This is a genomic window from Microlunatus sp. Gsoil 973 (genome assembly GCF_009707365.1).
In the GTDB taxonomy this organism is placed as follows: Bacteria; Actinomycetota; Actinomycetes; order Propionibacteriales; family Propionibacteriaceae; genus Microlunatus.
In genome coordinates this window covers 1205485-1219537 of sequence record NZ_CP046122.1, presented here as the reverse complement: position 1 = coordinate 1219537, position 14053 = coordinate 1205485, and the positions used below count along the sequence as shown (strand labels likewise).

Below are 14053 nucleotides of genomic sequence, written 5' to 3'. Positions count from 1 at the left end.
GCGTCGCTCCTCAGGACCGGTTCGCCAGGGCGGGGTGGGCCCCCGCCGCCACCAGATCGGCGACACCCAGGCGGGGGTCACGACCGGTGACCAGTGCCTCGCCGACCAGGACGACATCGGCACCCTCGCGGGCCAGCTCGATCACGTCGTGCGGGCCGCGGACGCCGGACTCGGCAACCTTGACGATCCCGTCGGGGATCCGGGGCGAGAGCCGGGCGAAGGTGCCCGGATCCACCTCCAGCGTCTGCAGGTTGCGGGCGTTCACGCCGATCAGCTTCGCCCCGGCGTCGACGGCGCGGTCGATCTCGGTCGCCGTGTGGGTCTCCACCAGCGGGGTGAGCCCGATCGACTCGGCCCGCTCGATCAGCGAGACCAGTTCGAAGTCGCTCAGCGCTGCCACGATCAGCAGGGCCAGATCGGCACCCGCCGCCCGGGCCTCGAAGAGTTGGTAGGCGGTGACGATGAAGTCCTTGCGCAGCACTGGGATGTCGACCGCGCAACGGACGTCGACGAGATCCTGCAGCGACCCGCCGAAGCGGCGGCGCTCGGTCAGCACCGATACGGCGGCCGCGCCGCCGGAGGCGTACTCGGCGGCCAGACGGGCCGGGTCGGGGATGTTGGCCAACGCACCGCGGCTGGGGCTGGCCCGCTTCACCTCGGCGATCACCGAGACCCCGGCCTCCCGGAAGCGCGGCATCGGGTCCAGTGCCGGGTCGACGTGCTGCACCCGCTCCTTGAGACGGTCGAGGCTGACGGCGGCCTGACGCTCGGCAAGGTCCTGCCGTACGCCGTCGACGATGGTATCGAGAACGCCCATGACCGTTTCCCACTCCCTCTTGCGAACCGGTGTCTCGAGCCTGGCGTCGGGCTCAACTCCGCCAGGCTCGTTGACTAAGACTCCTGCTGTTTCTGGTATATGCCGTATCCGAGCTTCTGCATGACGATTCCGACGCCGATCCCGATGACGCAGATCGCCGCAGCGATCACGAACAGCGTCCAGTTCGGGCCGAGCAGGACCGCGATCCCGCCGAGCAGGAATCCGACCAACTCGATCACCACCGCCGTCCACATTGCTCCGGTCTGACCGTGGTGCACCTCCCGCAGCGGTCGGGATTCCAGAGGCCTCAGATGCGGATCAGACGCCTGCGCGCGCTCGGTTATCGCATCAACCTGTTCGGTCGACTCCGTCATCTCACGCACACCATCCGTCCCTGTTGTCCCACGTTCTGCGTCATGCTGCGTCGATCGGCGTGGATCGGGGCGTCCGATCCGGACTTGATCGCCGCGGATCCTGGTTGCTGCAACGCAGTTGCAGTGAGTTGTTGCGGTTGAGAACATTCTGGCCCCACCCGCATCCTTGGCACCAATCGGGGTGCCGGGCGGTTCAACCCCGACGGGGGTCGGTGGGGTCCTCGCCGGCATCGATGGCTTTCCAGATCGCACCGGTATCCGGCTCGCCGTCGGGTCCGGCCGGCAGCCCCGCGGTGGTCGTCGGGCCGGCGTTGCGCTCGAAGCGGCTCGCCCGCTGTGGCCAGCGGTGGGCGTACCGGCCGACCACGACGCACCCGGCGAGCACCGCCAGCCAGCTGACCAGATAGCCGATGCTGCCGCCGGTGAACCGGAGCTGATAGGAGTCGGCAAGGCTGTGCTTGCGCAGTTCGGCGAAGACCTCGTCGCTGTCAGGCTGCTGCCAGGGTAGGAAGATCACCGCCAGCACGCCGATGATCGCAACGACCGCTGCGACGACGCGGCGACCGGTGGTGCGCAGAGTGATCATCAACAGCGAACCGGCCAGCACCGCTACTCCGAGCACCTGGGCCACGCCGCCGGTGACGGCCGTACCGCTGAACCTGGTCCGGGCATCGACGGTGTACCACGGCACAGCGGCGAAGGCGATCACCGCGATCGCCCCCAACACCAACAGGGCGAATCCGACCATTCGACTCCGGTTCGTCCGGTCGGGCTTCGACCGCACCGGTGTCCGGCCACTCACGGCGCCCTCACACCGACGGGCCGACCGGGGCGCCGACCGGGGTGAACGTCTCGGCGATCGACAGTGCCCGGATCACCGCTGCCGCCTTGTTCTGCGATTCCTGGTCCTCGAGCAGCGGTACCGAATCGGCGACGATCCCGCCACCCGCCTGGACGTAGGCGATTCCGTCCCGGAGCACCGCTGTGCGGATCGCGATGGCCGCGTCGCCGTCCCCGGCGAAGTCCAGGTAGCCGACGACACCGCCGTACAGACCGCGGCGGGAGACCTCGAGCTTGTCGATGATCTCCATCGCCCGCACCTTCGGCGCCCCGGACAGGGTCCCGGCCGGGAAGGCGGCGAGGATCACGTCCAACGCGGTGCGGTCATCGGCGATCTCGCCGACGACGGTCGACTCAAGATGCATGATGTGGCTGTACCGGCGTACCTCGGCGAACTCGATCACCTCGACCGTGCCGGGCTTGCACACCCGGCCGAGATCGTTGCGGCCGAGATCGACCAGCATCAGGTGCTCGGCCCGTTCCTTCTCGTCCGAGCGCAGTTCGGCCTCCAGCAACTGGTCCTCCCGATCGTCGGCGCCGCGTGGCTTGGAGCCGGCGATCGGGTGGGTCAATGCGGTCCGGCCCTTGACGGTGACCAGTGCCTCGGGGCTCGATCCGACGATGTCGAAACCGTCCATCCGCAGCAGGTACATGTACGGCGAAGGGTTGGACAGACGGAGCACCCGGTAGACGTCCAGGGCGTCGGCGGTGGTGTCCACCTCGAACCGCTGGCTGACGACGATCTGGAACGCCTCGCCGGCCTCGATCTCCGACACCGCGGCCCGTACCGCCTCCTGATATTCGTCGGGGGTGCGCTGCCGCCGGACCGGCAGTCGATGATCATGATCGGCGGCGACCGCGGTCGGCGGAGTCGGCCGGCCGAGGGCTGCGGTCATCTCCTCCACCCGGCGGACCGCATCGGCGTACGCCTCGTCCACCCGTTCGTCGGTGTTGTCGTAGTTGATCGCGTTGGCGATCAGCCAGACCTCGCCCGTCTCGTGGTCGAGGACCGCGACGTCGTTGGTCAGCATGAACCCGATCTCGGGGATCCGCAGGTCGTCGGCGTTGGTGTCGGGCAGCACCTCGACCCGTCGCACCGCGTCATAGGACAGGTAGCCGACCATGCCCGAGGTGAAGGGCGGCAGCCCCTCGATCCGTGGCGTGTGCAGCTGCCGCAAGGTCTCCTGGAGCGCCGCGACCGGATCGCCGCCGGACGGCAGCCCGACCGGCGGGTTGCCGGTCCAGTACGCCTCGCCGCCGCTCTCCGACAGCGTCGCGACGGAGTTGACGCCGATGAAGGAGTACCGCGCCCACACGCCGTTGTGTTCGGCCGACTCCAGCAGGTAGCTGCCGATCCGGTTGCCGGTCAGCTTGAGGTAGAGGCTGACCGCGGTCTCCGCGTCGGCCAGCAGTCGCCGGTAGACCGGCACCACCCGCCGATCGGCCGCATAGGTCCGGAAGTCCTCCAGACCGGGCACGACGCCGTGCCGGAGGGTCGCCATGTCCACCAGCCCGGCGCCAGGTCGATCGGTGACGCTCATCGCTTCGCCTCGATAACGACAGCGGGCAGCACCCGGCCGTCGAAACAGGTCCGGGTCCCGGTGTGGCAGGCGGGACCCTCCTGGTCGACCTTTATCAGCAGGGTGTCGCCGTCACAGTCAAGCCGTACCTCACGCACCCACTGCCGGTTGCCGCTGGTCTCCCCCTTGACCCAGTAGGACTGGCGGCTGCGCGACCAGAAGGTGCTCCGGCCGGTGGTCAGGGTGCGGCGCAGCGCCTCGTCGTCCATCCAGCCGACCATCAGCACCTCACCGCTGTCGTGCTGCTGGATCACGGCGGTCACCAGGCCGCAGTCGTCGCGCTTGAGCAACGCGGCGACCTGCGGGTCCAACGTGGTTTGCGATGACGTCACCCGACCATTCTCCCCTGTGCCGGGTATCCCCTGTTCCGGGCCCGGCAGATGCCCGCCGGGAGCAGCGCAACCTCGGGCGGGACCAGAGGAATTCCTGAGGAAGCCGGTTGAGGGTGGGGAAAGATCGTGCCCTAGCATCTGCGGTTATGACCTTCGCCAAGGACGAGCGCGTTGCGCTGTGCGACCTGCTCGTCGAGGTCGGACCGGACGCCCCAACCTTGTGCGCGGGGTGGAACGCGCATGACCTGGCTGCGCATCTGTGGATCCGCGAGACCGATCCGGTCGGTGCGTCGGGCATCCTCGCCAAACCCTTGGCCGGTCTGACGGAGCGGCGGATGGCCGAGACCAAGACTCGCTGGTCCTACGAGGAACTCGTGGAGCGGATCCGCAACGGTCCCGCCCGATTCTCGGTCTTCGCGATCCCAGGGGTCGACGAACCGGCGAACAGCACCGAGTTCTTCGTCCACCACGAGGACGTCCGGCGGGCCGGTGACCATCCGGCCGGCCCCGCGAACTCGATCCGGAGATCGAGGACTGGATGTGGCGCCGGCTCAAGCTGATGGGCCGTGCGTTCTTCCGCCGGTCAAAGGTCGGCGTCGTGCTGGAACGGGTGCCGGTCACTCCGGCCGACCCGGACGCCGAACCCGAGACCATTCGCGCCCAGACCGGCACTCCGATCGTCACCGCCGTGGGCAAGCCGAGTGAGCTGATCATCTTCGCCAACGGCCGGTCCGCGGTCGCCGACGTCAAGCTGGTCGGAGAGCAGGACGCCATCGATGCCCTGCTCGGCAGCGACCTCTCCATCTGACCCGCCCCCTAATTCGGCGAGGGGTCAGATAATCCCTCATATTCGCGGCGTGTCGCGCCCGCAGACCCGTCACCGTCACAGCAGGACGCCCTCGGCACGCAACCGATCCCGCTCGCTTCCGCTGATGCCAAGTTCGTCGAGGATCAGGTCCGTCTCGGCACCACGCCCGGCCACCGGCCCGACGGTCGTGTTCGTCTGTGAGAAGCGGGGCACCGGCGCCGCGACCTGGCCGCCGTCGAGCTCCACGAAGCTTCGCCTGGCTCGGTTGTGCGGGTGCTCGGGTGCCTCCGCCAGGGTGAGCACCGGGGCGACGCAGGCGTCGGTCCCCGCGAAAATCGTCTCCCACTCGTCGCGGGACCGGGTGGCGAACCGCCGTCCGAGCCAGTCCGCGCAGGCGGCCCACTGATCCCGCTCGTACGGGCTCGGCACCTGTCCGGGGTCAGCACCCAGCACCCGGACCAGTTCGGCCCAGAACTTCGGCTCGAGTGCCCCGACCGCGACGTAGCCGCCGTCGGAGCACGCGTAACAGCGGTAGTTCGGGGCACCGCCGTCCAGCAGATTGCGTCCCCGTTCGTCGATCCAGTCGCCGGTCCGCTGGAACTGCCGGGTCATCGTGCTCAGGTACGCCGCCCCCTCGGTCATCGCGGCGTCGATCACCTGCCCCTCGCCGGTTGCCCGGGCATGGAGCAGAGCAGCCAGGACGCCGGTGGCAAGCACCAACGCGCCACCACCGAAGTCGGCCAGGTAATTGACCGGCGGGATCGGCCGGCGATCATGTTCGCCGATTCCGTGCAGTACTCCGCTGATCGCCAGATAGGTGATGTCGTGGCCAGCCTGCCCGGCCAGCGGCCCGTCCTGTCCCCAGCCCGTCATCCGGCCGTAGACCAGCGCCGGATTGCGTTCCATGGCGGCCTCCGGGCCGACGCCCAGGCGCTCCGCCACGCCCGGACGGAAACCTTCGATCAGTACGTCGGACCGCTCGATCAGCCTGCCGGCCACCTCGGCCGCGCCGGGCTTGCGGAGATCAAGACCGATCGACCGGCGCCCCCGGTCGACCGCGCGGGGCGGAAACTCCAACCCGTTCGGTGTGCCATCGGGTCTGTCGATCCTGGTCACCGTCGCACCGAGATCGGACAGCAGCATGCCGAGGAACGGCACCGGGCCGATCGCCGGCAGTTCCAGGACGTGGACGCCCGACAACGGGCCGGTCACACCGCGAGCTTCTCCAGGATCAGCTCGCGGACCCGGCCGGCGTCCGCCTGGCCCTTCATCGCCTTCATCACCGCACCGATCAGGGCACCGGCAGCCTGCAGCTTGCCCGACCTGATCTTCTCGACGATGTCCGGGTTGGCGGCGATCGCGGCATCGACGGCATCGGACAGCGCGCCGTCGTCGGAGACCACGGCCAGACCGCGGGCCTTGACCACCTCGGCCGGGTCGCCTTCGCCGGCCAGCACGTGTTCGATCACCTGCCGGGCCAGCTTGTCATTGATCGTCTTGTCGTCGACCAGCGACTGCAGTTCCGCGACCTGGGTCGGCGTCATCCCGACCGACTCCAGTTCGACGGCGGTGTCGTTGGCCTTGCGGGAGAGCTCGCCCATCCACCACTTCCTGGCAGCCTGGGGCGGGGCCCCGGCGGCCACCGTCGCCTCGATCAGGTCGATCGCGCCGGCACTCACCGCGTCCCGCATCTCCAGCTCGGAGAAGCCCCACTCGGCGGCCAGTCTCTTGCGCCGTTGGACCGGCGGCTCGGGCAGTGTGGTGCGCAACTGCTCGACCCACTCCCTGCTCGGCGCGACCGGAACAAGATCAGGTTCGGGGAAATAGCGGTAGTCCTCCGCCTGCTCCTTGCTCCGCCCGGGTGAGGTGGTGCCGTTCTCCTCGTGGAAGTGCCGGGTCTCCTGATGGACCCGCTCCCCCGCCTCGAGAATGGCCGCCTGCCGGGTGATCTCGTAGGTCAGCGCGCGCTCGATGCTGCGCAGGGAGTTGACATTCTTGGTCTCGGTCCGCAGACCGTACTCGGTGACGCCGAGCGGCCGCAGGCTGACGTTCGCGTCGCAACGCAGCGACCCCTGCTCCATCCTCGCGTCGGAGACGTCAAGCGCCTTGACCAGATCACGCAACATCGACACGTACGCCCTGGCCACCTGCGGTGCTTTGTCGCCGGTGCCCTCGATCGGCTTGGTGACGATCTCGATCAACGGCGTGCCGGCGCGGTTGTAGTCCATCGCCGAATACTCCGCGCCCTGGATCCGACCGGTCGCGCCGCCGATGTGCAGCGACTTCCCGGCGTCCTCCTCCATGTGGGCACGCTCGATCTCGATCTTGTACGTCGTTCCCTCGACCTCGACCTCGACCCACCCCTCGTAGGCGATCGGCTCGTCGTACTGGGAGATCTGGTAGTTCTTGGGCACATCGGGATAGAAGTAGTTCTTCCGGGCGAACCGGCACCATTCGGCGATGCTGCAGTTCAACGCCAGGCCGATCCGGATGGCCGACTCGACCGCCTTGGCGTTGACCACCGGCAGTGACCCGGGCAGTCCGAGGCAGACAGGGCAGGTGTGGGTGTTCGGTTCGCCGCCGAACTCGTTGATGCAGCCGCAGAACATCTTGGTCCTGGTGTTCAGTTCGACATGCACCTCGAGGCCGAGCACCGGGTCGTACTTGGCCAGCGCATCCTCGTAGTTGATCACTGCATCGACGACGCTCACGCCACAACCTCCAACTCCGGCCCGCCGAGCTCGGGAACGCGGGACAGCAACGGACCGCCCCAGCTTTCGGTGAGCGCCCGCTCCAGGGCGGCGCCGACCCGGTACAACCGATCGTCGGCCAGCGGCGGCGCGATCACCTGCAATCCGACCGGGAGCCCATCCTCGGGCGCCAGCCCGACCGGGAAGGACGCGCTCGCGTTGCCGGCCAGGTTGCTCGGGATGGTGCACAGATCATTGAGATACATCGCCAGCGGGTCGTCGACCTTCTCGCCGATCTTGAACGCCGTGGTCGGCGTTGTCGGCGAGACCAGCACGTCGACCTGCTCGTACGCCTTCGCGAAGTCGTTGATGATCAAGGTCCGGACCTTCTGCGCCTGGCCGTAGTAGGCGTCGTAGTAGCCGCTGGACAGGGCGTAGGTGCCGATCATGATCCGGCGCTTGACCTCCGCGCCGAAACCGGCCTCGCGCGTTGCCGACATCACTTCCTCGGCACTGGCCACGCCGTCGTCGCCGACCCGAAGCCCGTACCGCATGGCGTCGAACCTGGCCAGGTTGGAGGACGCCTCGCTGGGCAGGATCAGGTAGTAGGCCGGCATCGCATAGGTGAAGTTCGGACAGGACACTTCGACGATCTCCGCGCCCAGTGCGCTCAGCCGGTCGACCGCCTCACCGAAGCGTTGCTCGACGCCGGGCGCGTAGCCCTCACCGCGGAACTGTTTGACCACGCCGATCCTCATCCCGGAGATATCGCCGGAGCGGGCGGCCTCGACCACCGGCGGCACCGGTGCGTCGATCGAGGTGGAGTCGGCCGGATCGTAACCGCCGATCACTGCGTGCAACAGGGCCGCATCGAGCACGGTCCGGGCACACGGGCCCGGTTGATCAAGACTCGAGGCCAGGGCGACCAGACCGTAGCGCGAGGTGCCGCCGTAGGTCGGCTTGACGCCGACCGTGCCGGTCACCGCCGCCGGCTGCCGGATCGAACCGCCGGTATCGGTGCCGATGGCCAGTGGGGCCTCGAACGCGGCCAGGGAGGCCGAGGATCCGCCGCCGGAACCACCGGGGATCCGGTCCAGGTCCCACGGATTGTGGGTCGGCCCGTACGCCGAGTTCTCGGTCGACGACCCCATGGCGAATTCGTCCATGTTGGTTTTGCCGAGGATCACGATGTCGGCATCGAGCAGCCGCCGGGTGACGGTGGCGTCGTACGGCGGGACCCAGCCCTGCAGGATCTTCGACCCGCAGGTGGTCGGCGCGCCGGAGTAGGTCAGGACGTCCTTCAGGGCCAGCGGTACGCCGGCCAGCGGACCGAGCTGCTCGCCGTTGTTGATCTTGGCGTCCACCTCGGCGGCCTTGGCCAGGGCGCGCTCGGCGTCGACGTGCAGGAAGGCGTGTACCGCGGGCTCGACCTCCGCGATCCGGTCCAGGTGTGCCTGGGTGACCTCGACCGAGCTGAGTTCCTGTTGGGCGATCTTGGCGGCAAGGTCCGCAGCGCTGCTCCGGATGAGGTCGCTCATGCCTCCTCCCCGAGAATCCGGGGTACGCGGAAGCGGTTGCCCTCGACGGCGGGCGCACCGGACAGCGCCGCCTCGACCGGAAGGCACGGCACGGGCTCGTCGGCGCGGAACACGTTGGTCAGCGGCAGCGGGTGCGAAGTGGGCTGGATGTCGGCCGCAGCGACCTCGCTCACCTGGGCCACATGCTCCAGGATCTGGTCAAGCTGCGGAGCCAGGTGCTCCAACTCCTCGGCGCTCAACTCGATCCGGGCCAGCCGGCCGAGTGCCGCCACCTCCTCGCGACTCAATGCCACGTTCAACTCCCTGCCTTCTGCTTCGTCGCCCGGATTCTGGGCAGGTTCATCCTAGGGCGCGCGGTAAGGGCCCTCGAACCCGATATCCGCCCCGGATCAGTCCAGCGGCCGGATCACGAAGCCGGTCAACAGTTTGGGCGTGAAGAAGGTCGACTTCGGTGGCATCAACACACCTTCCCTGGCGGTCCGTTCGATCTCGGCGACGCTGACCGGCCGGATCAGGACTCCGGCCGTTGCCTCGCCCGACCCGACCGCCTTGAGCACCTCCTCGACGCCGTGCTGGTAGCTGACCGCGGCATCACAACCGGCAAGCGCCGTCTCCAGCCACAAGCCGTCCAATTGCCGCAGTCCGTCGAACGTGCCGGGCCGGGGAGCCAGCGACCACGAGCCGTCGGCGCCGACCAGCACCAACCGGCCGTCGGACTCCATCCGCGACAGCGTCGAGGGGTCCGGTCGATCGATCGGTGCGAGGTCGAAGTACCGCTCCAACGCGGTACGGATCGACTCCAGGGAGCTTCCCGCGTACAGCCGGTGGATCGCGGCGACGCTGAGCTGGTCGGCCACCAGTTCGTTGATGAAGGCCAGCGTGTCCTCGGCAGGCGTGTCGGTCCGGCCGGTGGTCGACCGCACCTCGTCACGATAGCTGCGCGCCACGCCGTAACGGTGATGCCCATCGGCCAGCAGCACGTCGTCGGAGCCGATGAGGGCACAGATGCCTGCGATCCGATCCGGATCGGTGACCCGCTCGATCCGATGCCGGACCGGACCGATCGACGGATCGTCGGCGGTGACATCGGCCAGCGGCTCGCCCGGTGCGGCCAACAGCCCGGTCAGCCCGCCGGCCAGGGACAGCCCCCAGATCGGTGAAAGGTTCGCCGCCGTCGCGCGGGTCAGATCCAGGCGATCGGTGGATGCCTTCGGGGTCGTCCGTTCGTGCGGCAGGACGCCACCCGACCCCTCGTCGACCACCTCGAGGCCGCCCATCACCCCGGTGATGGACCGGGCGCGGCCGGTGGCGTCGGTGAAATCCATCCGGTAGATGGTCACCGACGGCGTCTGGTCGACGACCAGTACAGCGTCGGCGATCCACTGCCGGTAGAGGTCGCCGGCCCGGCGGTAACGGTCCTCGCCGCTGGGTACATCGACCTGGGAGATGTTGTGGGGATGGCTCGCCCGGTATCTGTCTGCCTGCTCAGCAGACAACACGTCGTACGGCGGTGCTACCACCCGCTCGAGCGGATCGGCGGCGTATCGGAATGCGCGGAACGGCGTGAATCGTGGCACGGTAGTGAGGCTAATCGACCCGGCGACGGCGCCGCGCACCTCCCGCCCCTGCACCGGGGACCTGATGCGGTTCCCGCCGGTACCGGATCGCAAGACGAGTGAAACATGCCGGTCACCGGCGTGGGACAGGATGGACCTGTGTTCTTGATGAGGGTGTCGTTGCCGGACGTTCCTGGTTCGCTGGGGGCGGTGGCCACGGCGATGGGCTCAGTGGGCGCGGACATCCTGGCGGTCGAGATCGTCGAGAAGCAGAAAGGTACGGCTGTCGACGACTTCGTCGTCGGGTTGCCACCGGACGGGCTGCCGGACACCTTGATCAGCGCCTGCCAGGGACTGGACGGCGTCACCGTGGAGTGGATCTCCCGCTATCCCGAGGGCGGCGGCCTGCAGTCGGACCTGGAGACCCTGGAGCGAATGACCAGCGATCCCGAGCACGCCGCCGAGACGCTGGTCTCCTCGGCACCGGCGGTCTTCCGGTCGCAGTGGGCGGTGCTGGTCGAGGTGCAACCCGACGGTCAGGCGGTCGCCACCTACAACACGCCGATGGCACCCGATCTCGACACGGACAGGCTCAAGGAACTTGCGCCGTTCGACGAGGTGCACCGCCTCGATCTTCCGGCCGACTGGATGCCCGGCTACGGGGATTCGGTCGGTGTGGTCGCCCCGTTGGGGCAAGACCGGGCCATCGTGATCGGCCGACTCGGCGGTCCCACCTATCTCGACTCCGAGGTGGCCCGGCTGCGTCACCTGGCCCGACTCGCGTACTGATCACGCGTTCCGGCAGCCGAACCCGAAGCCGTAACAGCCGGTCATCAGGAAGTAGACGTACCAACCGAGCAGGAAACAGGCCAGCATCGCCGCCGGCAACGCGATGAGCACATAGATGCGCATCCGCTTCTTCTGTCCGGTGGTCGGTACGTTGGCCGGCCCCCACTCACCGATCGTTGGTTGTACGCGGGGCGGCGTCCGGCCGTTCAGGTTCAGGTTCGAGAAGGCCCAGCGCTTGAGCCGTGCCCAACGGCGGGGCCGGCGCGGCGCGACCGGGCCGGCTGTCTGCTGCGGGGGTTGCTGCGCAGCCTGCGGGTCCCAGTGCCACTCGGACCCGCCGGCAGGGGCCGGCCGATCGGCTGACGGTCCGGGGGGATGCTGGCTGCTCGACACAGGGCAACTGTAGTCAGCCGCCGGACCGGTCCTGCCATCCGCGGGCGCGGCTCACCCGCCGACCTTGGCCACCTCGGCAGCCGCCTCGGGTCCGGCGTTCAGCAGCACCTCGAAGCCTTCGGCGTCAAGGATCGGCACCTTGAGGCTGACCGCCTTCTCATACTTGGAACCCGGTGACTCTCCGACGACGACGTAGTCGGTCTTCTTCGACACCGAGCCGCTGACCTTGCCACCGCGACTGGTGATCGCCTCGGCTGCGCTGTCCCGGGTGTAGCCGGACAGCGTCCCGGTCACCACGAAGGTCATCCCGGCCAGGGTCTGTTCGCCCAGCTCACGCTCCTCGGCCTTCATCCGAGCGCCGGCGGCCTGCCATTTGGCGACGATCTCGCGATGCCAGTCCACCGTGAACCAGTCGGCAATGGCCTGCGCCAGGGTCGGACCGACTCCCTCGACCTCGGTCAGCTCCTCGACAGAAGCCGCGGCGATCCTGTCAACGTCACCGAACGCCGCCGCAAGATCGGGAGCGACGCCGGGACCGAGGTGCCGGATGGACAGGGCAACCAGGAAGCGATCCAGCGGACGTTGTTTGGCCTCTTCGAGATTGGCCAGCAGTTTGGCCCCGTTGGCCGACAACCGTCCCGCCTTGGTCCGGAACAGATCGGTCTGCAGCAGCTTGTCCTCGTCAAGATCGAACAGATCCCCCTCGTCGGTGATCAGACCGGAGTCCAACAGCGCATGGGCGGCAGACTCGCCGAGCACCTCGATGTCCAGGGCCGACCGGCCGGCCAGGTGGAAGAGACGTTCCCGCAGTTGCGCCGGGCAGGACCTGGTGTTGGGGCAGCGGATGTCGGCGTCGCCCTCCTGCTCCGGCCGCAGCTCGGTGCCGCAGGACGGGCAGTGGGTCGGCATCACGAACTCCCGTTCGCTGCCGTCCCGAAGATCGACGACCGGCCCGACGATCTCGGGGATGACGTCACCGGCCTTGCGCAAAACGATGGTGTCGCCGATCAGCACCCCCTTGCGCCTGACCTCCGAGGCGTTGTGCAGGGTGGCGAACCCGACTGTCGAGCCGGCGACGACGACCGGCTCCATCTCCCCGTACGGAGTGACCCGCCCGGTACGGCCGACGTTGACCTTGATGTCGAGCAGTCTGGTGTTGACCTCCTCCGGAGGATATTTGAACGCGATCGCCCACCGCGGAGCTCTCGAGGTGGAGCCGAGTTGATCTTGGACCCCGCGTTCGTCGAGCTTGATCACCACACCGTCGAGCTCGTGCTCGACCGAATGTCGGTGCTCGCCGTAGTAGCCGATATAGGACCAGACCTCGTCCAGGGTCTTGCACAGCTTCGTGTGTGAGCTGACCGGTATCCCCCAGCCGGAGAGGGCATCGTAGGCCTCGGAGAGCCGGTTGAGCTGCCGGAACCCCTCGACCGCGCCGAGACCGTGGGCGATGAAGCCGAGATTGCGGCTGGCGGTGATGCGTGGATCCTTCTGGCGCAACGATCCGGCCGCGGAGTTGCGCGGGTTGGCGAACGGCGCCTTGCCGTCGGCGACCAGCGACTCGTTCAGCTTGGTGAAGTCCTCCACCGACAGGAAGACCTCGCCACGGACCTCAAGCACGTCGGGGACCTCGTCCCCGCTCAACCGGGTCGGGATCGCAGCAATGGTCCGTACGTTGTCGGTGACATCCTCACCCACCCTGCCGTCGCCGCGAGTGGCTCCCTTGACCAGTCGGCCGTTCTCGTAGGTGAGGTCGATGGCCAGTCCGTCGATCTTCAGCTCGCAGAGGAATCCGGACCGTTCGATCTGCTGTTGGCCGAGTTCACGGATCGCCCGCTGGGCCCAGCGGTCGAGTTCCTCCTCGCTGAATGCGTTGTCCAGGCTCAGCATCCGCTGCAGATGCTGCACCGGAGCAAATGTCGACCCGGGCGGCGGGCCGACCTTCTGCGTCGGCGAGTCCGGCGTCCGCAGTGACGGGAACTCCTCCTCAAGATCACCGAGCTCCCGCAGGGCCCGGTCGAACTCGGCATCGGAGAGGGTCGGCGCATCGAGGATGTAGTAGCGCCACCGGGCGTCGTCGATGATCTCGCTGAGCTCGGCGTGCCGCTGCCGCGCCTCGGCGGTCGGCTGCCGGCCGGTCGCGACCTGGTTTGCCTCCGCCCTGCGGAGGGCGGTCTCGTCGGAGAGGTCGGGGGTCTGGCTCACAGGTGCAATCTAGTGCCGGGTCCGGACACCGGGTCGGATCTCCTGCCGTTCGACGTCGGTCGCCAGAGGGTGTCTACCTGCGGGGAAGAAAATCACCGGAGACTGTCGGAGGTCAAGACTAGGCTGCCGAG

At 68.3% G+C, this 14053-nt stretch carries 15 protein-coding genes; 3 read left to right on the top strand and 12 right to left on the bottom strand.

From position 1 onward, the window contains the following. Nucleotides 1–10: 10 nt before the first annotated feature. The 5 genes from trpC to hisI form a co-directional block, all read right to left on the bottom strand. The gene (gene trpC, locus GJV80_RS05745) at nt 11–817 is read right to left on the bottom strand and encodes an indole-3-glycerol phosphate synthase TrpC (RefSeq protein WP_154687066.1); all 807 of its coding nucleotides are present in this window, start codon (nt 815–817) and stop codon (nt 11–13) included. A 74-nt stretch (nt 818–891) separates the two neighbouring features. Next, the gene (locus GJV80_RS05740) at nt 892–1191 is read right to left on the bottom strand and encodes an HGxxPAAW family protein (RefSeq protein WP_154687065.1); all 300 of its coding nucleotides are present in this window, start codon (nt 1189–1191) and stop codon (nt 892–894) included. A 193-nt stretch (nt 1192–1384) separates the two neighbouring features. Further along, on the bottom strand, nt 1385–1939 hold the full coding sequence (locus GJV80_RS05735) for a Trp biosynthesis-associated membrane protein (RefSeq protein ID WP_154687064.1): 555 nt from the start codon (nt 1937–1939) through the stop codon (nt 1385–1387). 61 nt (nt 1940–2000) lie between these two features. Then, nucleotides 2001–3572 (bottom strand): anthranilate synthase component I, encoded by a 1572-nt coding sequence (locus GJV80_RS05730; RefSeq protein WP_154687063.1) that lies wholly within the window; start codon nt 3570–3572, stop codon nt 2001–2003. Continuing rightward, a complete protein-coding gene (hisI, locus tag GJV80_RS05725; protein ID WP_230208173.1) occupies nt 3569–3943 on the bottom strand; it encodes a phosphoribosyl-AMP cyclohydrolase in 375 nt (124 codons plus the stop codon). The genes GJV80_RS05730 and hisI overlap by 4 nt, the downstream gene beginning before the upstream one ends. 146 nt (nt 3944–4089) lie before the next feature. Here hisI and GJV80_RS23715 point away from each other — a divergent pair, with 146 nt between their 5' ends. Together GJV80_RS23715 and GJV80_RS23710 are read left to right on the top strand one after the other, a co-directional pair. Beyond that, nucleotides 4090–4503: a TIGR03085 family metal-binding protein gene (locus GJV80_RS23715; protein ID WP_230208172.1), complete on the top strand. Its 414-nt coding sequence runs from the start codon at nt 4090–4092 to the stop codon at nt 4501–4503. After that, nucleotides 4482–4751, top strand: coding sequence for a hypothetical protein (locus GJV80_RS23710; RefSeq protein WP_230208171.1), 270 nt, complete (start codon nt 4482–4484; stop codon nt 4749–4751). The genes GJV80_RS23715 and GJV80_RS23710 overlap by 22 nt, the downstream gene beginning before the upstream one ends. A gap of 75 nt (nt 4752–4826) precedes the next feature. Here GJV80_RS23710 and GJV80_RS05715 read toward each other — a convergent pair whose 3' ends face one another. The 5 genes from GJV80_RS05715 to GJV80_RS05695 all read right to left on the bottom strand — a co-directional run bounded on the left by GJV80_RS05715 (nt 4827) and on the right by GJV80_RS05695 (nt 10556). After that, the gene (locus tag GJV80_RS05715) at nt 4827–5963 is read right to left on the bottom strand and encodes a CaiB/BaiF CoA-transferase family protein (protein ID WP_154687061.1); all 1137 of its coding nucleotides are present in this window, start codon (nt 5961–5963) and stop codon (nt 4827–4829) included. Then, nucleotides 5960–7462, bottom strand: a complete 1503-nt coding sequence (gene gatB, locus GJV80_RS05710) for an Asp-tRNA(Asn)/Glu-tRNA(Gln) amidotransferase subunit GatB (RefSeq protein WP_154687060.1) — start codon at nt 7460–7462, stop codon at nt 5960–5962. Before gatB ends, GJV80_RS05715 begins: the two co-directional genes overlap by 4 nt. Further along, complete coding sequence (gatA, locus tag GJV80_RS05705) at nt 7459–8979, bottom strand: Asp-tRNA(Asn)/Glu-tRNA(Gln) amidotransferase subunit GatA (protein ID WP_154687059.1); 1521 nt, start codon at nt 8977–8979, stop codon at nt 7459–7461. Before gatA ends, gatB begins: the two co-directional genes overlap by 4 nt. Further along, on the bottom strand, nt 8976–9272 hold the full coding sequence (gene gatC / locus GJV80_RS05700) for an Asp-tRNA(Asn)/Glu-tRNA(Gln) amidotransferase subunit GatC (RefSeq protein WP_154687058.1): 297 nt from the start codon (nt 9270–9272) through the stop codon (nt 8976–8978). The genes gatA and gatC overlap by 4 nt, the downstream gene beginning before the upstream one ends. A 96-nt stretch (nt 9273–9368) precedes the next feature. Further along, entirely contained in the window at nt 9369–10556 is a 1188-nt protein-coding gene (locus GJV80_RS05695; protein ID WP_154687057.1) for a DUF1015 family protein, read from the bottom strand. 147 nt (nt 10557–10703) lie between these two features. On the opposite strand from GJV80_RS05695, the gene GJV80_RS05690 reads away from it, so the two are divergent. After that, a complete protein-coding gene (locus tag GJV80_RS05690; RefSeq protein ID WP_370518842.1) occupies nt 10704–11324 on the top strand; it encodes an amino acid-binding protein in 621 nt (206 codons plus the stop codon). Here the strand turns inward: GJV80_RS05690 and GJV80_RS05685 are convergent, their stop codons facing one another. Both GJV80_RS05685 and ligA read right to left on the bottom strand, forming a co-directional pair. Beyond that, on the bottom strand, nt 11325–11717 hold the full coding sequence (locus tag GJV80_RS05685; RefSeq protein ID WP_154687055.1) for a hypothetical protein: 393 nt from the start codon (nt 11715–11717) through the stop codon (nt 11325–11327). Between the two features lie 51 nt (nt 11718–11768). Continuing rightward, a complete protein-coding gene (gene ligA, locus GJV80_RS05680; RefSeq protein WP_230208368.1) occupies nt 11769–13802 on the bottom strand; it encodes an NAD-dependent DNA ligase LigA in 2034 nt (677 codons plus the stop codon). Nucleotides 13803–14053 lie beyond the last annotated feature (251 nt).